General features: G+C 56.3%; 19 protein-coding genes and 1 other RNA gene. 15 read left to right on the forward strand and 5 right to left on the reverse strand.

Annotated elements, in window-relative coordinates; genetic code table 11:
* Positions 1 to 28 precede the first annotated feature (28 nt).
* The 6 genes from phnD to HXW73_RS01290 all read left to right on the forward strand — a co-directional run bounded on the left by phnD (position 29) and on the right by HXW73_RS01290 (position 6,191).
* The gene (phnD, locus tag HXW73_RS01265; RefSeq protein WP_186254539.1) at positions 29 to 994 is read left to right on the forward strand and encodes a phosphate/phosphite/phosphonate ABC transporter substrate-binding protein; all 966 of its coding nucleotides are present in this window, start codon (positions 29 to 31) and stop codon (positions 992 to 994) included.
* Positions 995 to 1,070: 76 nt separating this feature from the next.
* A complete protein-coding gene (gene phnC / locus HXW73_RS01270) occupies positions 1,071 to 1,916 on the forward strand; it encodes a phosphonate ABC transporter ATP-binding protein (protein ID WP_186254540.1) in 846 nt (281 codons plus the stop codon).
* Complete coding sequence (gene phnE / locus HXW73_RS01275) at positions 1,913 to 2,746, forward strand: phosphonate ABC transporter, permease protein PhnE (protein ID WP_186254541.1); 834 nt, start codon at positions 1,913 to 1,915, stop codon at positions 2,744 to 2,746. Before phnC ends, phnE (HXW73_RS01275) begins: the two co-directional genes overlap by 4 nt.
* A gap of 46 nt (positions 2,747 to 2,792) precedes the next feature.
* Positions 2,793 to 3,608: a phosphonate ABC transporter, permease protein PhnE gene (phnE, locus tag HXW73_RS01280; protein ID WP_186254542.1), complete on the forward strand. Its 816-nt coding sequence runs from the start codon at positions 2,793 to 2,795 to the stop codon at positions 3,606 to 3,608.
* A gap of 66 nt (positions 3,609 to 3,674) precedes the next feature.
* Positions 3,675 to 4,154: a C40 family peptidase gene (locus tag HXW73_RS01285; protein WP_186254543.1), complete on the forward strand. Its 480-nt coding sequence runs from the start codon at positions 3,675 to 3,677 to the stop codon at positions 4,152 to 4,154.
* 231 nt (positions 4,155 to 4,385) lie between these two features.
* Positions 4,386 to 6,191, forward strand: a complete 1,806-nt coding sequence (locus HXW73_RS01290) for a putative bifunctional diguanylate cyclase/phosphodiesterase (protein ID WP_186254544.1) — start codon at positions 4,386 to 4,388, stop codon at positions 6,189 to 6,191.
* A 20-nt stretch (positions 6,192 to 6,211) separates the two neighbouring features.
* Here the strand turns inward: HXW73_RS01290 and HXW73_RS01295 are convergent, their stop codons facing one another.
* A complete protein-coding gene (locus HXW73_RS01295; protein ID WP_186254545.1) occupies positions 6,212 to 6,847 on the reverse strand; it encodes a putative metalloprotease CJM1_0395 family protein in 636 nt (211 codons plus the stop codon).
* A gap of 108 nt (positions 6,848 to 6,955) precedes the next feature.
* Here HXW73_RS01295 and HXW73_RS01300 point away from each other — a divergent pair, with 108 nt between their 5' ends.
* The 5 genes from HXW73_RS01300 (at position 6,956) to HXW73_RS01320 (ending at position 11,694) form a co-directional block, all read left to right on the forward strand.
* Complete coding sequence (locus tag HXW73_RS01300; protein WP_186254546.1) at positions 6,956 to 7,183, forward strand: DUF2835 domain-containing protein; 228 nt, start codon at positions 6,956 to 6,958, stop codon at positions 7,181 to 7,183.
* 6 nt (positions 7,184 to 7,189) lie between these two features.
* The gene (locus HXW73_RS01305; RefSeq protein ID WP_186254547.1) at positions 7,190 to 7,573 is read left to right on the forward strand and encodes a hypothetical protein; all 384 of its coding nucleotides are present in this window, start codon (positions 7,190 to 7,192) and stop codon (positions 7,571 to 7,573) included.
* Positions 7,574 to 7,715: 142 nt separating this feature from the next.
* On the forward strand, positions 7,716 to 8,291 hold the full coding sequence (locus tag HXW73_RS01310) for an antibiotic biosynthesis monooxygenase (protein WP_186254548.1): 576 nt from the start codon (positions 7,716 to 7,718) through the stop codon (positions 8,289 to 8,291).
* Between the two features lie 137 nt (positions 8,292 to 8,428).
* The gene (locus HXW73_RS01315; protein WP_186254549.1) at positions 8,429 to 9,100 is read left to right on the forward strand and encodes a glutathione S-transferase; all 672 of its coding nucleotides are present in this window, start codon (positions 8,429 to 8,431) and stop codon (positions 9,098 to 9,100) included.
* An 8-nt stretch (positions 9,101 to 9,108) separates the two neighbouring features.
* Positions 9,109 to 11,694, forward strand: a complete 2,586-nt coding sequence (locus tag HXW73_RS01320; RefSeq protein ID WP_240538683.1) for an EAL domain-containing protein — start codon at positions 9,109 to 9,111, stop codon at positions 11,692 to 11,694.
* A gap of 64 nt (positions 11,695 to 11,758) precedes the next feature.
* Here HXW73_RS01320 and nhaD read toward each other — a convergent pair whose 3' ends face one another.
* Both nhaD and HXW73_RS01330 read right to left on the reverse strand, forming a co-directional pair.
* The gene (nhaD, locus tag HXW73_RS01325) at positions 11,759 to 13,234 is read right to left on the reverse strand and encodes a sodium:proton antiporter NhaD (protein WP_186254550.1); all 1,476 of its coding nucleotides are present in this window, start codon (positions 13,232 to 13,234) and stop codon (positions 11,759 to 11,761) included.
* A gap of 180 nt (positions 13,235 to 13,414) precedes the next feature.
* Complete coding sequence (locus HXW73_RS01330; RefSeq protein WP_186254551.1) at positions 13,415 to 14,380, reverse strand: calcium/sodium antiporter; 966 nt, start codon at positions 14,378 to 14,380, stop codon at positions 13,415 to 13,417.
* Between the two features lie 189 nt (positions 14,381 to 14,569).
* On the opposite strand from HXW73_RS01330, the gene HXW73_RS01335 reads away from it, so the two are divergent.
* Positions 14,570 to 15,268 carry a metal-binding protein ZinT gene (locus HXW73_RS01335; protein ID WP_186254552.1) on the forward strand — a complete coding sequence of 233 codons (699 nt, stop codon included), beginning with the start codon at positions 14,570 to 14,572 and terminating at the stop codon, positions 15,266 to 15,268.
* A gap of 119 nt (positions 15,269 to 15,387) precedes the next feature.
* Positions 15,388 to 15,816 (forward strand): lysozyme inhibitor LprI family protein, encoded by a 429-nt coding sequence (locus HXW73_RS01340; RefSeq protein WP_186254553.1) that lies wholly within the window; start codon positions 15,388 to 15,390, stop codon positions 15,814 to 15,816.
* Positions 15,817 to 15,891: 75 nt separating this feature from the next.
* Here HXW73_RS01340 and ssrA read toward each other — a convergent pair.
* Together ssrA and smpB are read right to left on the reverse strand one after the other, a co-directional pair.
* Positions 15,892 to 16,270: a transfer-messenger RNA gene (gene ssrA, locus HXW73_RS01345) on the reverse strand.
* A 44-nt stretch (positions 16,271 to 16,314) separates the two neighbouring features.
* Positions 16,315 to 16,806, reverse strand: coding sequence for an SsrA-binding protein SmpB (gene smpB / locus HXW73_RS01350; protein WP_186254554.1), 492 nt, complete (start codon positions 16,804 to 16,806; stop codon positions 16,315 to 16,317).
* A gap of 125 nt (positions 16,807 to 16,931) precedes the next feature.
* Between smpB and HXW73_RS01355 the strand changes: the two genes are divergently transcribed.
* Together HXW73_RS01355 and HXW73_RS01360 are read left to right on the forward strand one after the other, a co-directional pair.
* The gene (locus tag HXW73_RS01355; protein ID WP_186254555.1) at positions 16,932 to 17,366 is read left to right on the forward strand and encodes a type II toxin-antitoxin system RatA family toxin; all 435 of its coding nucleotides are present in this window, start codon (positions 16,932 to 16,934) and stop codon (positions 17,364 to 17,366) included.
* Positions 17,356 to 17,673, forward strand: coding sequence for an RnfH family protein (locus tag HXW73_RS01360; protein ID WP_186254556.1), 318 nt, complete (start codon positions 17,356 to 17,358; stop codon positions 17,671 to 17,673). The genes HXW73_RS01355 and HXW73_RS01360 overlap by 11 nt, the downstream gene beginning before the upstream one ends.
* Positions 17,674 to 17,683: the final 10 nt, after the last annotated feature.

The raw sequence follows: 17,683 nt of genomic DNA on the forward strand, positions 1-17,683 counted from the left end.
TGTCTTCTAACAACGCATCAGGTGACCCATGCAGATGTTATCTCTTCCTCGTACCCTCATTAGCGCCGCCGTTGCCAGTACCTTTGCTTTTTCGGCAGTGGCGGTTCAGGCCGATCTTTCCAGCCGCTACCAAGATGCGGATGGCGATCTGATTGCAGATGCACCCAGCGATGAGTCCCAGTGGGTGGACCCGGATACGCTGGTATTTGCTTATACGCCGGTCGAGGACCCCGCTGTCTATGCCGATGTCTGGTCTGACTTCCTGGACCATTTGAGCGAAGCCACGGGCAAAGAGGTGCAGTTCTTCCCGGTGCAGTCCAACGCTGCCCAGCAGGAAGCCATGCGCGCGGGCCGTTTGCACGTCGCCGGCTTTAACACCGGAGGCGTCCCCGTGGCGGTCAACTGCGGTGGTTTCCGTCCCTTTGCCATGATGGCCGCCGAGGACGGCAGCTTTGGCTATGAAATGGAAATTATCACCTACCCGAGTAGCGGTATTGAGTCCGTTGAAGACCTGCAGGGACGCCAACTGGCATTCACCTCCGAGACTTCCAATTCGGGCTTCCGTGCGCCTTCAGCGCTGCTGCGCTCTGAGTACGGCATGGAAGCAGGGGAAGATTTTGAGACAGCGTTCTCGGGCTCTCACGACAACTCTGTTTTAGGGGTGGTCAACGAAGACTACGAAGCGGCGGCCATCGCCAACTCGGTCGCTCGGCGGATGCTGTCGCGTGGTGTCGTGGAAGAGGGCGATTACGAGGTGGTTTATACCTCGCAAACGTTCCCGACCACTGCCTACGGCACGGCCCATAACCTGGCACCCGAACTGGCGGAGGATATCCAGGACGCCTTCTTCAGCTACGACTGGGAAGGCACCGCCCTGGAGGAGGAGTTCTCCAACTCCGGTGAAGCTCAGTTTATCCCCATCACCTATCAGGATAACTGGGAAGTCATTCGCACCATCGCCGATGCCAATGGGGTGACCTACGACTGCGACTGATCGCTAGGTAGACGTTATTAACCGGCCAGGAAGGCTCGCCTTTCTGGCCGTTTCGCTATACATGCGAGGGAAGAAAATGTTGACACTCAGTGGCGTAGCCAAGCGCTACCCAACCGGGGACCGGGCGCTGACCGATATAGATTTGACGCTCCCCAAGGGCCAGGTGATGGCGCTGATTGGGCCATCAGGCGCCGGTAAAAGCACCCTGATTCGCTGTGTGAACCGGCTGGTAGAGCCCACCCAGGGCAGCATTCGCCTGGAAGACACCGAGATCACCAAACTCTCGGGCCACAAACTGCGCCATGCGCGGCGTTCCATGGGCATGATTTTCCAGGAATATGCACTGGTTGACCGGCTCACCGTGATGGAAAACGTGCTCTCCGGTCAGCTTGGTTACGTGGGTTTCTGGCGCAGCTTTCTGCGCCGGTACCCTCAGGAAGCGGTCGTGGAGGCGTTTCGGCTGTTGGAGCGGGTCGGCCTGACCCACGCGATTGACAAACGTGCCGATGCGCTATCGGGCGGGCAGCGTCAGCGTGTAGGGATCGCCCGGGCTCTGTTGCAAAGCCCCAAGCTGTTGTTGGTGGATGAGCCCACCGCCAGCCTTGACCCGAAAACCTCCCGCCAAATCATGCGCTTGATTCGCGAGCTGTGTGCCGAGCGCGACCTGGCGGCGATTATCAACATCCATGACGTGGCGCTGGCGAAGCAATTTGCCGACCGTATCGTCGGACTGCGGGAGGGTGAAATCGTCTTTGACGGTGACCCCAGCGAACTCACCAGCGAGATTCTCACCACGATCTACGGCGAAGAGGACTGGGATACCACACCCGAGCCAATGGATGACGAGGTTAGCGATGCCCCGCCCGATACAGCCTCTTACCCAAGCGTGGCCCCTGCGATGGCCGCCGGAGGCGGACGATGAGCGACCAGGTCGAGAGGTTGACAGCGCGCCAGCAAGCGGCGCATCGCGGCGAATGGCGGCGGCTGCCGCTGATCGAAAGCCCGCGATTGCGCTGGGGCATTGTCCTCGGGGCGGCGGTGTATCTTGTTTTGGCGCTGGCCTCAGTGGAGGTGGACTGGGCGCGAGTGGCAGAAGGCTCAAGCCGGGCGCTGAATTTTCTGGGCGCGTTCATGCAGCCCGATTTTATCAGCCGCTACGACGATATCATGGCGGGCCTGCTGGAAAGCTTGACCATGACGCTGACCTCCACGGTGCTGGGGGTATTGCTCGCGATACCCGTTGGGCTGGGAGGCGCGCGCAATATTGCCCCCTTGCCGATTTACACTGTGTGCCGAGCCATCATTGCGGTATCGCGAACCTTTCAAGAGGTCATCATTGCCATCCTGTTTGTGGTGATGTTCGGCTTTGGCCCGCTGGCAGGCATGATCACCCTGGCGTTTGCAACGATTGGTTTCATGGCCAAGCTGCTGGCGGAAGACATCGAGGATCTGGATTGGCGTCAGGTTGAGGCGGTGCGCGCGACCGGCGCCAGTTGGTGGCAAACCATGAATCATGCCATCCAGCCCCAGGTCATGCCGCGTTTGATCGGGCTTTCCATGTACCGCCTGGATATCAACTTCCGCGAGTCTTCGGTGATTGGCATTGTCGGGGCAGGCGGTATCGGCGCCACCTTGAACACCTCGCTGAGCCGCTACGAATACGATACCTCCGCGGCGATCCTGCTGATCATCATCGCCATCGTGCTGCTGTGCGAATACAGCTCAAGCCATGTCCGCCGCTGGACCCAATAATCTCTGGATCAGTCTTTTCTGAATCGATACTTTGTGGAGAAGTTAAATGCCCGTTTCCACCTCACCTCAGGGTCAGCCGGTTTGGCGGCGGCGTACGACGCGTGCCCAGTGGCTGCAATACCTGGCTTGGCTGGCAGGTATCAGCCTGTTTCTGCTCTGCTGGAAGCTGATTTCCGATAACACCATGTGGGTGTTTGTTGAAGACGCCGGCCGCCAGGGGGCCGATCTGATCAGCCGTATGACCCCACCAGAGTGGGGCTACGCCAATGTGCTCTGGAAACCCATGTGGGACACCCTGAACATTGCCACCCTGGGGACGGCGCTGGGCATTATCATGGCGTTTCCGGTGGCGTTTCTAGCCGCTCGCAATACGACGCCGCATCCGCTGATCCGCAGTGCCGCGCTGATGGTGATAGTGTCGTCGCGCTCTATCAACTCGCTGATTTGGGCGATGCTGCTGGTAACCATTTTAGGGCCTGGCGTGCTGGCGGGGATCATCGCCATCGCCCTGCGCTCCATTGGCTTTGTGGGCAAGCTGCTCTACGAATCCATCGAAGAGATTCACCCCACGCCGGTTGAGGCGATTAGCGCGACCGGCGCAAGCCGCATGCAGGTAATGAGCTATGGCGTACTGCCCCAGGTCATGCCCGCGTTCGCCGGTATCAGCGTTTACCGCTGGGATATCAATATCCGCGAATCAACAGTGCTGGGCCTGGTGGGGGCAGGCGGTATTGGTTTGCAGTTGAACGCCTCGATCAACAGCCTCGCCTGGGATCAGGTCAGCGTGATTTTCATCATGATTTTTGCCACCGTACTGGTGTCGGAGTGGATATCCGCCCGGGTACGCCACGCGATTATATAACCATTTGGCAGAGTTGCGGTGTTTGCGCCATGCTATAGGCGAATCGGCCAAAGTAGAGATGCCTCCATGCCCTGCGCGCGCGGTTTGCCTATCGTTGCTTTGTTAATCCTCATGATGGTGTCAGGTTGCGCCAGCCGCGACACCGCGCTCAATGAACGCCTCGACGACGCTCAGGGCTTGTCCATGGAGCGCGCGCTGATCCTTTCCCACGCTCAGCAAGCGCTGGGCACTCCCTACCGCTTCGGCGGTAACTCCCCCGACGGCCTGGACTGCTCCGGGCTGGTCGAGATGGTCTACCAAGCGGCGGGCATTAATGTGCCTCGCACCGCCGACCAGCAGTTTCGCCAACTGGCTACAGTGGATGCCCCGCGGCCCGGTGACCTGCTGTTTTTTGGTTCACGCCAGAAAGCCACCCACGTGGGCATTTACCGCGGGCAAGGGCAGATGATTCACGCCCCCGGCAGCGGCCGCGAAGTGGTGAGTGTGCCGTTGGATGTCGACTACTGGCAGCAGCGTTTTCTGGGCGCTGCCAGCCCCGCCCCCTGAGCCTTCCCAACGATCAATTTGATGAACCAGGCCAATACGCATTTTCGCAATAGCCCTAAAGTTATCTGTATTTTTCCCGATAATTACCTAATGCGTTGATTAGCGACGATTGTCGTGTCGCGCTAGGTTTAACAGCGGGTGATAATATAACGAGCCTGCTGTGTATGGGAGGCCTCTGACGCAGCTAACAACGCATTGATGACTATTATAAATTGAGGAGCGCAGGGACGTATGAGCCAGTCTTTCACGACGCCAAAGGCGCAGTCTTTGCCTCATTCCCATGCTTCATCGTTACCCCCTGGCGAAGCCGATGCGCTTGGCGACACCGACGCTGCCACCCTGTCAGCCGAGCGACCCGCCCAAGCGGCTTTCTTGCATGCTAACGAGGCAATTATCATTACCGACGCGGAAAACCGCGTGATCGATGTCAATCCGGCCTTCAGTGAACTCACCGGCTGTACGCTTGACGCTGTGAAGGGTAAGACGCCCGAGGCATTCAGTATCCTGCCGTTGGACGACAGCCGCACCACCCGGCTGATGCGTGAAGAGCTGCAGCTTCGTGACCGCAGTAAAAGTCAGGTGAGTTACTGCAGCCACGATGGTCAGTTCTATCCTGGCATGATGTCGATTAATCGAGTGCGCGACGCTGAGGGTAACGTTGACCACCATGTGATCGTACTGGCAGACCTGTCCGCGATTCCTGCTCACGCGCGGCATCTTAACCGGGAAGTGTACTTTGATGCCTTGACTGGCCTGCCCAATCTGCAACTGCTGACACAACTTATCCAGGAATCCATACAGCACGCTGAAAGCAAGCAGCAGTCGCTGGCGGTGTGTTCGCTGGATATCGACCTTTTTAAAGCCATTAACGACCGTCTGGGCTCAAGCGTAGGCGATGCGCTGCTATCGAGCTTTGCGCAGCGTATCAGTCATTTGCTGTTTGGCGACGATGTGTTGGCTCGGGTAGGCGGTGATGAATTTGTACTGCTGCTCCACCATGGGGTGGACGAAGTGTTCCTCGAGAAGCTGCTCGCATCGATCCGGCGGCCGCTCTTTATTGAAGGACACACCATCCATCTCACGGTCAGCTTGGGGGTAACGTTTTACCCTAACGACCCGGCGCAGGGCGATGGTTTGCTACGCCATGCCAATCAGGCGATGTACCGGGCCAAGCAGCGTGGGCGTGACACCTTACATGTCTTTGACCCGAACCATGACCGTTTGCTGCAGGTGCGCCACGAGCAGCGTCAGCGCTTTGTGGATGCATTGGCAAACGACGAGTTGCGGCTTTATTACCAGCCGCAAGTCGATATGCGTTCCGGTCAGGTCGTGGGCGTGGAAGCGCTGATTCGCTGGCAGCATCCCGAGAAGGGGCTGCTGGCGCCTGGCCAATTTCTGCCTATCATTGAGGCGACTCCGCTCGAGGTTGACCTTGGCGAGTGGGTGTTGGAAGAGGCGATGCGCCAACTGGTGAAGTGGCAAGCGGCGGGAATTTCGCTGCCCGTCAATGTCAATATCAGCCCATCGCACCTACTCTTGAGCAACTTCAGTCAGCGCCTGGGCGAGCTGCTAGCGCGTTACCCCAGCGTTCCACCGGCCATGCTCAAGCTCGAAGTGCTGGAAAGTGCGGCGATGCACGACATTCAAGCGGCATTGGACACCATGGCGAAATGCCAGGCCTTGGGGGTCAACTTTGCGATTGATGATTTTGGTACCGGCTTCTCATCGCTAACTCACTTGCGCCAACTGCCAGTGAACCTTATCAAGATTGACCAGAGTTTTATCCGCGATATGTTAAGCGACGCGGACGATATGGCGATTGTTGAAAGCGTGATCTATATGGCGAATCGCTTTCAGCGGCCAATGCTGGCGGAAGGTGTTGAAACGCTGGCGCATGCTAAAGCGCTGATCGCCTTGGGCTGTGAGTTGGCACAAGGCTATGGCATCGCACGTCCCATGCCGCCTGCTGAGATGCCGCAATGGCTAGCCGCATGGCCGAAGCGGGCCGATTGGAGCGCGCTTGGAAAGATACATTAACAGCTGCAGAGGCTGGCAGGCTAAGCAGCGCTCGGTGCATTGGGTTTAAGAGCCTCTGCGCTGTCGGTGGTTGCATCGTTGGACGGTATTACGCCTTCAGCCCCAGCGCGTGCCTGGGCCATTTCGCTGGTCTGCATGGCCGCTTCAAGTTTGGCTTCCAGCAGATATTGCCTGGCCTGGGCAGCCACCTGATAGTCTTTTGGCGAGGGGTCGGCAGGGGCTAGCGCGGCAGCAATCACGGTTTGCATTTTCTCGATGGTGGCCTTGGGATCGTTGGGTACCGGGCCGTAATCAATTGAAACCTCACCGGCAACGGCGTAACGGTGACCGTCAGGGCCTATCTCGTAATCGTAACTTGCCCCGCCCGCATAAGCCCCGCCGACGGTCTGGTGGGCCATCTCGTGTTGCCTGACGGCGCGGTCGGTCTGCTTGAGCTGCTCCAGCTGCTCAATTTCTTCGGGGGCTAGCGACGTACCGTCGGCACCCTTTGGACCCGCAGATTCGCCACGTGTCGCATCGTCGGATGAGGTTTGCGGCTCTGCAGATGACTCGTTAGCCGCTTTGGGCTCAGCTGTTGTGACTTTGGCCGAACCTGCATTAAATGTGGGGGATGCCCAGGCTGATAGAGAGGCGGCCCCCAGCACGGCGATTGTCATGGCAAGCGCTCCATGAAAACAAAGAAGTGTCGTAAAGTATCGGTGAGGTAAGTCGGTCGCGCAAGTTAACGTTGGACGAGCGGACCTCAGAGACGAGGAAAACAGGCGATGCAGACGATTGATGTGGTGATTAACCTCTCTTATGAGGCGTGCTTGGCGCACTACGAGGGACGCATTGCCCAGGTCTATACGCATAGCCTCGATGGCCGCCGTGTGGTGTTTCCGGCAGAAGCGCTGCGTCGTGTCATGACCCACGACGGTGTTTATGGTCACTACCGGCTAAAGTTTTCTGAGACAGGCCGATTTATCAGTATTCATCCGCTTGTTATCTGTTGAGTTTATATGTCCCCCACTAGCTCTGACGTGTCATTACATGAGGTCGTCTACGAGGTGATTCCCAACCTCAATACGGCCGAAAAGCTGGTCAAGAACACCCTGGAAAGCATCCTGGAGTCGGCCTCCAATCCCTTGGACATTATGCGCCGTAAGGAACAGCAAGACGCTTTCGGTCTGGAAATCCACCGTGTGCGCATGAACCTTGAGCACTTATTGGAACGTTACCGGGAAGAAGTGACTGAGCTGGTTCGTGCCGAAGGCCGCGAAAAAGGCCCGGTAGTGACCCCAGACCCTTCTGAGGCACAAGCGATTCGCAGTGCCGTGGATATTTATCAACACGTCCGGGCGTATCAGCGTGGCGAGCGACGCCATCCTGTGCCAGGCCGCTAACCGACATCTTCAGTGACCAAAAGGTGCCAAGCAAGAGACTTGGGGTATAATAAGATCTTCAATGCAGCGTTCTGGCTTACCCGCCGGTGCGTTGGCAGCCTGCCTATCCGGCGATGGCTGCTGAGCTATCAGGAGATATACCATGTCTGCCTCACCGGTCACCTTGATGGTGGCGCGTCGCGTCGCCAAAGGGCGTTATCCGCATTTCACCCGCTGGCTGAATGAAGGCCGCCATCTGGCCGCGGACTTTCCCGGTTACCTGGGGTCGGGGGTGTTGGCACCGCCTGCCGATGACGATGAATATCAGATTATCTTTCGTTTCAGCAGCGCCGAGACACTGGCTGCCTGGGAACATTCGGCTTCTCGGCGCGCTTGGTTGGCCCGTGGCAAAGGCCTGTTCGATGCCCCGCACGAGCACCGAGCTATCGGTCTCGATGCTTGGTTCCAGCCGCATTCGCCAGCGCCGCCCCGCTGGAAGCAGGCCGTGGCCGTGTGGCTCGCCTTTTTTCCTGTATCACTGCTTTTTCATTGGCTATTCGGCAGCACGTTCGCCAATTGGCCGGTGCTTCCGCGGGTTATGGTCAGCACGCTGATGCTGACGCCGGTCATGGTGTTCGTCTTTATTCCGCTTTCGATGCGGTTATTGGCGCCTTGGCTTGCAGGTAAGGTATCTCCATTGCGAGCTCTCCTGCGGCGCCTTTCTGAACGTAGTATCTAAGTTGACGTTAGCGTTGGCTGCAGGGTCATAGAGAGGTTTTCTTCTACGCGGCCAACGCTGCTATGCTGAATGGGCACAGTGAAAGGAAGACTGGCGCCAGTCCATGGCTGGCGTGCTCAATTGCCCATGGAGTGATTATGATCCACGTTCACCATCTCGAAAAATCCCGCTCACATCGTATCTTATGGCTCCTCGAAACGCTTGGGCTGGACTACGAGATCATCGTTTATCAACGTGATGCTTCCACTCAGCAGGCCCCCGCAACGCTCAAGGAAGTACACCCGCTGGGTAAGTCGCCGGTAATCACTGACGGTGAGCTGACGGTTGCCGAGTCCGGCGCGATCATCGACTATCTAACGCAACGCTATGGCAACGGCCGCTGCCAGCCGAATATCGATAACGCCAGTGACTGGGTCGATTATCGTTACTGGCTGCACTATGCCGAAGGCTCCTTGATGCCGCTGCTGGTCATGCAACTGGTTTTTGGCCAGCTCCCCAAACGCGCGCCCTGGTTGGTGAAGCCGGTCGCCAAAGGCATTACCCAAACCGTTAACCGCACTTTCTTGCACCCGCAAATCAATCAGCACCTGCGCTTTATTGATGATTACCTGGCGACACACGAACACTTTGCCGGCCCATGGCCGAGTGGAGCGGATGTGCAGATGAGTTTCCCCCTTCAGGCGGTAGCCGCCACGCATTCATTGACGTCGTACCCGGCGATTGCCCGTTTCGTCGAGCGTGTTGAAGCCGACCCCGCCTGGCAGCGCGTTGTTGAGCGAGCAGGTCCGCTCACCATGCCTGGGGCGTAATTGTCGTCATGGTAGCGTTGACGGTGACCCGGTTAGGCCCCAACGTGCGCCGGTTGCGAGGGCCTCGCATCGGCCGAGCCGTCTTCGCGCTTAGCAGCATGCTGATAGCCTCGGCGTTAATGGCAGATGAGTCTCTGCGTGTCGGGGTGCATCACAACCCGCCTAAACTGTTTCTTAATGACCAGCAGCACCTGGATGGTATTTTTGGCGATCTGCTACTGGCCATTGCCGAGCGCGAAGGCTGGCAGGTCGAGCCGGTTGCTTGTGAATGGCAGCGCTGCCTGGGGCTTCTCGAACGCGGCGATATCGATCTGTTACCCGATGTGGCATGGAGCGAGGCAAGGGCCGAGCGATTCAGGTTTCATAGCGAACCCGCACTGCACAGCTGGTCACAAATTTACCAGCGGGAAGGGCTGTCGATAGAAGCGGTAGTGGATTTAGCCGAACAGCGCGTGACGGTGGTCGATGAGTCAATTCAGGAAGACCATCTGTTAGCGCTTACCCAACGCTTTGATATACCGGTTGACTGGATCAACGTTCCCAATTTTGAAGAAGGCTTTGCAAAGGTCGCCAGCGGTGAGGCTGACGCCGCTGCAGCGAATCGTCAGTTTGGCGAGTGGCGCGCTGGTGAGGCGGGGCTTGTTGATACTCCGTTGATGTTTCAGCCCGTCCAGCTTTATTTTGCAGGGTCACCATCGGTGCCTCAGGCGGTTCTTGAGCGCCTTGATGACTATCTGATGCGCTGGAATGCGGACACAGATTCACTTTATTTTACCACGCTTCAAGCCTGGCAGGCGGGAGCACCAAGCCCACCCGAGGCCTCCAAATGGCTGCGCTGGGGAGTGGCTGCATTGATCGGATCACTGGTCGCGGCGCTGCTGGTGAACCTTGTATTGAAACGGCGAATGGCAAGGCAGCGGGTACGGTTGGCAACCAATGAGGCCATGCTGGGCACTATTCTGGATAGCGTGGATGCCTATATCTACATCAAATCGCCTGACCTGACCTACCAGTATGTCAATCATCGGATTTGCGAGCTTTTTGGTCATCCCGCAGAAGCGGTGATAGGGCAGCGCGACGAGGCTTTTTTCGACCCTGCGACGGTCGCCGAGATTACCCAGGTAGACCGCCGCGTGCTGGCGTCGGGCGAAAAAATCACCTTGGAAGAGCGTCACGCCCTCAAGCACGACGACCGGGTGAGAACCTTTTTGTCGATCAAGATGCCGCTGACGTTCACGCCGGGCAGTCCTCCCTCGCTGTGTGGGATCTCGACCGAGTTGACCGAGTATCTCGAGATGCAGTCCCGCACACACTATCTGGCGTATTACGATGCGCTGACGGGCCTGCCAAACCGGCGCCTGCTGATGGAGTCGCTGGCGTCTACCATAGAGGAAGACGCACAGGATAGGCAGTTCGGAGCCTTAATGGTCGTCGACCTCGATCATTTTCGGTTGGTTAATGATCTGCAGGGGCATGCGAGCGGCGACCAGCTATTGATCAATGTAGCCGAACAACTCCGCCAGGCGTTGGACAAAGACGCCATGTTGGCGCGCTTCAGTAGCGACGAGTTCGTAGTGCTGGTCAACCATTTAGACCCGCAACAGGCGGAGGCTGCTGCCAAGGCCGAGCGCATTGCACGACAGCTGATGACGACAATCCATCAGTTGCGCAATAGTCGCTCGCTGCCCATCAGTGCAAGCGTAGGGTTGGCGCTTTTCAATGGCGAATCGGGTTCGCTTGACGCGGTCCTTCAGCAGGCAGATATGGCGCTTCAGCAGGCCAAAGCGTCGGGCGGCAATACGCTGCGCTTTTTCAACCCCGACATGCAAGCCAGCGTGCTGGAGCGGGCGAACCTGGAAGCCGACCTCCACCATGCTCTGGCCCGCCATGAACTGCAACTGCATTACCAGATTCAGGTGAATCACAAGGGCGTCACGACCGGTGTCGAAGCGTTACTGCGCTGGTATCACCCGGAGCGTGGCTGGGTTTCGCCCGCCGAGTTTATTCCGCTAGCCGAAGAAAGCGGCCTGATTATCCCGATTGGCGACTGGGTATTGACCCAGGCTTGCCAGCAACTTGCCAGGTGGTCTCGGCAAACCGCCTACGCACCGTTGAGCATTTCGGTCAATGTCAGCTCGGTTCAGTTCCAGCAGCCGGACTTTGTCAACCTCGTGGAAAAGCGCCTTAAACAGACGCAAGCGCCTGCTAATCGATTGGTGTTGGAAGTCACTGAAAGCCTGCTGATGCGCGAGCCGACTCGCGTGCGTCACACCATGCTCAAACTGCGTGAACAGGGGATACGCTTTGCCTTGGATGATTTTGGCACGGGGTATTCGTCGCTAAGCTATCTAAAACGATTACCTCTCGATGAGCTCAAGGTCGATCAGTCGTTTATCAGTGAGTTGCTGACGGATAAGGCGGACGCTGCGATCGTCGATACGATTATTCTGTTAGCGGTTAGTTTAGGCCTGGTGGTAGTGGCTGAAGGTGTAGAAACCCAAGCCCAACTGGATTGGTTGAAAGGTCATGGCTGCTATCGGTACCAGGGCTATTTATTGGGTCGCCCCAAGCCCATTGAAGACCTGTTTGAATAAAAAATGCCCCGCCGCTTAGAGCGGCAGGGCATGAATCATTACCGCTTGGTGCGGCTATTCGAGGTTAGCCAAACAGGGCAAAGCTTTCTGCGTTTAGCCACATATGGACCAGAATACTGGCAGCGTAGCCCAGCAAAATGACCGGCGACCACTTCAAATGGCCCATAAAGGTATAGGCGCCACGCGCCTGTCCCATGACCGCCACACCTGCCGCGGAGCCAATCGATAACAAGCTGCCGCCGACCCCGGCTGTGAGGGTGATGAGCAACCAGTGTCCATGCGACATATCGGGTTCCATGGTCAGTACGGCAAACATCACGGGGATATTATCGACAACGGCAGAGACGACACCGAGCACAATATTGGCCGCTGTGGGGTTCCAGCCGAGATATAGCGCTTCCGAGAGCAGGCCGAGATAACCCATAAAGCCCAGCCCACCAACACACATTACAACGCCGTAGAAAAACAGCAGCGTATCCCACTCGGCGCGCGCCACACGGTTGAAGACATCGAATGGCACCACACTACCCAATTGCTGAAGCTTCTTGTTGTCGCCACGGCGGCTGTAGCGTTCGCGCTTGCGCTCCAGTGAACGCGGCAGGCTGCGGCGCAGGTAATAACCAAAAAACTGCAGGTAACCAAGGCCGGTCATCATGCCAAGCACCGGTGGTAGGTGGAGCACTATATGGCATAGGACAGCGGTGGTGATCGTTAGTAGGAAAAGCACTACAATGCGCCGCGCGCCACGCTTCATCCATACGTCTTCGTACACGCTTTCCGGCTTCTTGTTGGGGATGAAAAAGCTCATGATCACAGCAGGGATCAGGAAGTTGACCAGCGAGGGCAAAAACAGAATAAAGAAGTCCTGGAACGGCACGATGCCCGCTTGCCATACCATCAAGGTGGTAATGTCGCCGAAGGGGCTAAAGGCACCGCCAGCATTGGCCGCTACTACGATATTGATACACGCAACGTTGATGAAGCGCTTATCACCTTCGGCCACTTTGGTGACCACCGCACACATCAGCAGTGCTGTGGTCAGGTTGTCGGCAATCGGCGACAGAATGAAGGCCAGTCCGCCCGTTAACCAAAAGAGCGTGCGGTAATTGAACCCCTTGCGCAGCATCCAAGAACGCAGTGCATCAAACACCCGGCGCTCTTCCAGGGCGTTGATGTACGTCATGGCCACCAGCAGGAACAGCATCAGCTCGGTGAACTCCAAAAGCGTTATGCGAAAGGCATGCTCAGATGCCTCCGACATACCGTTTTGGACATACACCCAGCCGATGAGGCTCCAAATAATACCGGCGGCGACCAGTACGGGCTTGGACTTGCGCATGTGGATTTTTTCTTCGGCCATTACTAGCGCGTAGGCCAGCACAAAAATAGCCAGAGCGAAAAAGCCGATGATGGACTGGGTAAGATCGAGTTCACCCGTAACGGCTAGAACGGCGGGGCTGAAGAGCAGCAATAAGGCTGCCAACAAAAAAAGCCAGCGACGATCAAATCGTGGCTGGCAGGAGGGGCGAAAAAAAGGCATGGCGATGCGTTTCCTTTCGTGTGGATTATAGGAGGGACTTATAAGCCGCGTTAGTCTACCAGCCTGTACTGCGATGCAATATGTAATAAAAGCGAATGAATATAGCGGTTCTTAACCGTTAAAGATCATTTTTTAGCAAATTAACCGTTTAGGTAATGGTAAATTAGTGAATCTTACATGTTAGATGGCACTTATAACGGTGAAGCTTAGCACTAGATAAATTATGTAACCTGCTAACAATAAAGCCCCTTCAAGACGCGATAGCCGCATACCGGTATACAAAAACAGCACCAGTAAGCCCGCAGCACCCAGCATCACCCACTGATCGAACATGGTCACGCGCGCAGCCATGGGCAGTGGCTGTAAAAACGCCGAAATACCTAAAATGCCAAGAATATTAAAAATATTGCTGCCCAAAATGTTGCCCACGGCAACATCAGCGTGCCGCCGGAGAGCGGCGATAACCGACACGGCCATTTCCGGTAGCGATGTGCCGACGGCCACAATGGTCAAGCCAATCACCGCTTCTGAAATGCCCATGGCTTGGGCCAGCCCAATCGCGCCATAGAGTAATAGCTGGGAACCACCAATCAGTAAGCCAAGGCCCAGCACCAGCGCGATGATAATCCCGCCTGACGTCATAGGCAGTGCGTTCATTTCATCCGCTTCTGCGGCGTGCATCTGAGCAGCGGGAATCGACTGCTGCCGTTCGCTGAGGTAAGCCCAAACGAGATAGCTAACCAATGCGGCCAGGAAAAGGGCGGCATCAAATCGTCCCAGGTCACCACCCCACGCCAAGCCGATAAACAACACGCTCGCCGCGACCATTACGACGCCGTCTCGGCTAAGCGCCTTGGGTTGAACGGTCATCGGGCAAATGACAGCGCATAATCCCAGAATCAATAAGATATTGCCGATATTGCTGCCGACGATATTGCCCACGGCAATATCGGGCTGTTGGTTGATGGCTGCGTGTATCGATACCACCAGCTCGGGAGCTGAGGTGCCAAATCCCACAACCACTAACCCGGTCAACAAAGGAGAGACGCCTACTCGTCGTGCGCCTGCCACGGCACCGCGTATCAAGGCTTCTCCGCCCAGGGTCAAAAAGCCTATTCCCGCCAATAAGCTTAAAGCATGCAGCATGTTGCGTTTTCCTTCCGGTGTTGGCCTGCAAGCGTCAGGCGTTGGCATAACATAGCGGAGAGTACCGGTTTCCGCCTAGCATTTTATATGGGCGACAACATCGTCCGGGTAATTGACGTTTGTTATGTTATAACTTATCTTTGTTTTCGACATTCCAGTCTTGTGATTTTGCAGAGGAAGTATATCGACATGTTGATGACGTATCGCCAAAAAGCGAGTGCCGTTGCGCTAAGTGCCTTGCTCATTGCGGGAATTCAAAGTGTGCAGGCGAATGACCATGACCATTCGCACGATCATGACCATGCTCACGACCACGACCACGACCACGACCACGACCACGACCACAGCCATGACAGCGATATCTATGCAGGCTACTTTGACGATGAGCAAGTAAAGGATCGCCCTCTTTCAGACTGGGAGGGTGACTGGCAATCCGTCTACCCATACCTGGAAGACGGTACGCTTGACGAGGTTTTTGCACATAAAGCATCGGAAGGTGACAAAACGGCTGAAGAGTACAAGGCGTATTACGATACCGGGTACCAAACGGACGTGAACCGTATCGTGATTGAAGGGCATAACGTCACTTTCCACGAGGACGGGGAGCCGCGTACGGGGGAGTATCAATACGATGGCTATGAAATATTAACCTACGAGGCCGGCAACCGGGGGGTTCGTTTTATCTTCGAGCTTGAAGAGGCATCTGACGACCTGCCGCAATATATCCAGTTTAGCGATCACAGTATCTATCCCACCGATGCGTCCCACTTCCACCTCTATTGGGGCGATGACCGTGAAGCGCTGCTAGAAGAGGTCACTAACTGGCCGACATACTATCCCTCAGCGCTGGATGGTGATGAGATCGTCGATGAAATGCTGGCGCACTGACATTTGCGCTCAAAGCGGCCCATACCGACGGGGCGGTCTAGCACTGTAAAAAAAGCGCTGGCAGAAATGCCAGCGCTTTGCTTGTATGGGGGAAAACGAAAACTGTGAAGAGTCGATCCATGACGCCCTATTGGCCTTTATCCATCACTGTGGCTTCATTCTCACGCCTGCTGGGGATGGGGCTTTTGGTATTGAGCAGTATGGTAACCGCAGACGCGGGGTGCGATAACGCGAGTACGCAATTAGCGCTAACGGAATGTTCCGCGCAGGCGTATCAATCGGCCGATGATGAGCTTAACGAGGCGTATCAGGCGTTTGTCAGTAAGCTGAAGGAAAATCCAGCAACGCTTGAAAAACTGCGAGAGGCCCAGCGAGCCTGGATCACTTTTCGTGATGCTGAATGCGCGCTTGAGAGCAGCGGCGTAGAAGGCGGCAGCGCACAACCTATGGTACGTAACGGGTGTCTTGCAACGCTGACAAAACAGCGCACCGAGAGACTGCGCGAGCATGCACATTGCGAAGAAGGCGATTTGAGCTGCCCGCGCTAAAAAATCACGATTAACCCGGTATAAGGGATACAAAACAAAAAAAGCACCCGTAGGTGCTTGATTTGAAGGGGTGTCTGGTGGAGGCGGCGGGAATTGAACCCGCGTCCGCCAGCACTCCCCCATTGGCTCTACATGCTTAGATTTCGTCTTTTGCTTTAGCTCGACTGACTCCGACGATCAGGATTCAGTCTTGCGAGTCTTCTAAGGTTTAACGGTTGACGAGAAGACACCGCCAACCGCGGTCCTATCATTTTTAGCTCGTATCCCCTCAGCGATGAATAGGCACATCGCCTTGGGGCCGGACAAGAAGCTACCAGCTTTACGCTGCTAGCGCGCCCTGAGCATAGTTTTCGTCGTTTGCGACTATTTTTCGTGATGTGGTATTTACGAGATACATCACGCTCTCGGCATGCACCGCAGGGTTTGTCACCGGCGTCGAAACCATGTCGCCCCCTTAGTTACCTGAGCATTCTAACGTGCTCACCCTGAATTGACCAGCTATGCCTTGTTATGTTCCCGCATGATTCTGCCTTTTTGGCGATTCCAGTCGCGGTCCTTCTCGGTGGCCCGCTTATCGTGGATTTTCTTACCGGTCACCAGGGCAAGCTCGCACTTCACCTTGTTGCGCTTCCAGTAAAGTTTTAGCGGCACACAGGTGTGGCCCTTATCCTGGGTCACCGAAAACAGCTTGGCGATTTCTTTGCGATGCAGCAGTAATTTTCGCGTCCGCGTGGGATCGGCGATTTCATGAGTGCTGGCGGTATTCAGCGGCATGATATGGCTACCCAGTAACCACGCTTCGCCATTGCGAATTAAAATATAGGTGTCGGTGAGCTGTGCTTTGCCTGCGCGAAGGCTTTTGACTTCCCATCCTGCCAGGGATAGGCCCGCTTCGAAGGTTTCATTGATATGATATTCGAAACGTGCCTTCTTGTTCTGGGCAATAACGTGGCTGGTAGGGCCTTTGCTCTTACCTTTTTTCGTGGCCATGAAACCTCATATTCGATCTGTCTGTGACACCCCCTTCGTTATGTGGGGAGGCGTGATACCATTCAAGGTCTTAACTATGATTCCCATGATACGCCTTGGGCACTGTGAAGTCAGCGGAGAGGTCAATGCCAACCGTCAATCGTTCCGCCTTGGTGCGGCACACCCCGAAACAAATGTTCGATCTGGTCAACGATTTCGAACGCTATCCAGAGTTCTTGCCGGGCTGTCGGCGTGCGCGTTTGCTCGAGCACGACGATGACCATTTAATCGGCGAAATGACCCTGGGGCGCGCCGGCGTTGAGCAATCGGTTACTACCCGCAACGACCTTTTTGCTCCTGAACTTATTGAAATGTCGTTGGTTAGCGGTCCTTTCAAGCGTTTGAAAGGGCGCTGGCAATTCATTCCGATGGGTGATGGCGCCTGCAAGGTGAGTCTGGACATGGAATTCGAGTTTGCTAACCGGCTGTTGGGTATGGCATTCGGCAGGTTGTTCCAGCAGATTGCCGGGCAGTTAGTGGATGCCTTTACCCGCCGTGCCGACGAGATCCATGGTCGATGACACCTTTGCCATCGAGGTGGCGTTTGGTCTTGCGCATAAACAACGCCTGGTTGCACTGAGCGTGCCGCCGGGGACGACGGCTCGTGAAGCCGTCGCCCTGGCAGATTTGCCCCACCAGTTCCCCGAGCTGCCCCCGGAAACGTTTGAAAACGCGCCATTGGGCATTTTCGGTCAGGCGCTACGTGAACCTTCGCGGTATAACGTAGCGCCTGGCGATCGGGTTGAAGTTTATCGACCGCTGCTGATTGATCCCAAAGCCGCTCGCCGTGAGCGTGCAAAACGCCAGGCGAGCGGGGGCGCCGATTAAGGCTGGGAAT

Origin of the sequence: Halomonas sp. SH5A2 (genome assembly GCF_014263395.1) — a bacterium.
Taxonomy (GTDB): domain Bacteria; phylum Pseudomonadota; class Gammaproteobacteria; order Pseudomonadales; family Halomonadaceae; genus Vreelandella.

Excerpts from the sequence above, each read along its gene's own strand:
- HXW73_RS01330 (WP_186254551.1), bottom strand. The coding sequence starts at position 14,380 with ATGCTGCATGCTTTAAGCTTATTGGCGGGAATAGGCTTTTTGACCCTG.
- HXW73_RS01305 (WP_186254547.1), top strand. The coding sequence starts at position 7,190 with ATGTCCCCCACTAGCTCTGACGTGTCATTACATGAGGTCGTCTACGAG.
- HXW73_RS01290 (WP_186254544.1), top strand. The coding sequence starts at position 4,386 with ATGAGCCAGTCTTTCACGACGCCAAAGGCGCAGTCTTTGCCTCATTCC.
- phnE (WP_186254541.1), top strand. The coding sequence starts at position 1,913 with ATGAGCGACCAGGTCGAGAGGTTGACAGCGCGCCAGCAAGCGGCGCAT.
- phnE (WP_186254542.1), top strand. The coding sequence starts at position 2,793 with ATGCCCGTTTCCACCTCACCTCAGGGTCAGCCGGTTTGGCGGCGGCGT.
- HXW73_RS01300 (WP_186254546.1), top strand. The coding sequence starts at position 6,956 with ATGCAGACGATTGATGTGGTGATTAACCTCTCTTATGAGGCGTGCTTG.
- HXW73_RS01360 (WP_186254556.1), top strand. The coding sequence starts at position 17,356 with ATGGTCGATGACACCTTTGCCATCGAGGTGGCGTTTGGTCTTGCGCAT.
- HXW73_RS01315 (WP_186254549.1), top strand. The coding sequence starts at position 8,429 with ATGATCCACGTTCACCATCTCGAAAAATCCCGCTCACATCGTATCTTA.
- nhaD (WP_186254550.1), bottom strand. The coding sequence starts at position 13,234 with ATGCCTTTTTTTCGCCCCTCCTGCCAGCCACGATTTGATCGTCGCTGG.
- HXW73_RS01285 (WP_186254543.1), top strand. The coding sequence starts at position 3,675 with ATGCCCTGCGCGCGCGGTTTGCCTATCGTTGCTTTGTTAATCCTCATG.
- HXW73_RS01295 (WP_186254545.1), bottom strand. The coding sequence starts at position 6,847 with ATGACAATCGCCGTGCTGGGGGCCGCCTCTCTATCAGCCTGGGCATCC.
- HXW73_RS01355 (WP_186254555.1), top strand. The coding sequence starts at position 16,932 with ATGCCAACCGTCAATCGTTCCGCCTTGGTGCGGCACACCCCGAAACAA.
- HXW73_RS01340 (WP_186254553.1), top strand. The coding sequence starts at position 15,388 with ATGACGCCCTATTGGCCTTTATCCATCACTGTGGCTTCATTCTCACGC.
- HXW73_RS01310 (WP_186254548.1), top strand. The coding sequence starts at position 7,716 with ATGTCTGCCTCACCGGTCACCTTGATGGTGGCGCGTCGCGTCGCCAAA.
- smpB (WP_186254554.1), bottom strand. The coding sequence starts at position 16,806 with ATGGCCACGAAAAAAGGTAAGAGCAAAGGCCCTACCAGCCACGTTATT.
- HXW73_RS01320 (WP_240538683.1), top strand. The coding sequence starts at position 9,109 with ATGGTAGCGTTGACGGTGACCCGGTTAGGCCCCAACGTGCGCCGGTTG.
- phnC (WP_186254540.1), top strand. The coding sequence starts at position 1,071 with ATGTTGACACTCAGTGGCGTAGCCAAGCGCTACCCAACCGGGGACCGG.
- phnD (WP_186254539.1), top strand. The coding sequence starts at position 29 with ATGCAGATGTTATCTCTTCCTCGTACCCTCATTAGCGCCGCCGTTGCC.
- HXW73_RS01335 (WP_186254552.1), top strand. The coding sequence starts at position 14,570 with ATGTTGATGACGTATCGCCAAAAAGCGAGTGCCGTTGCGCTAAGTGCC.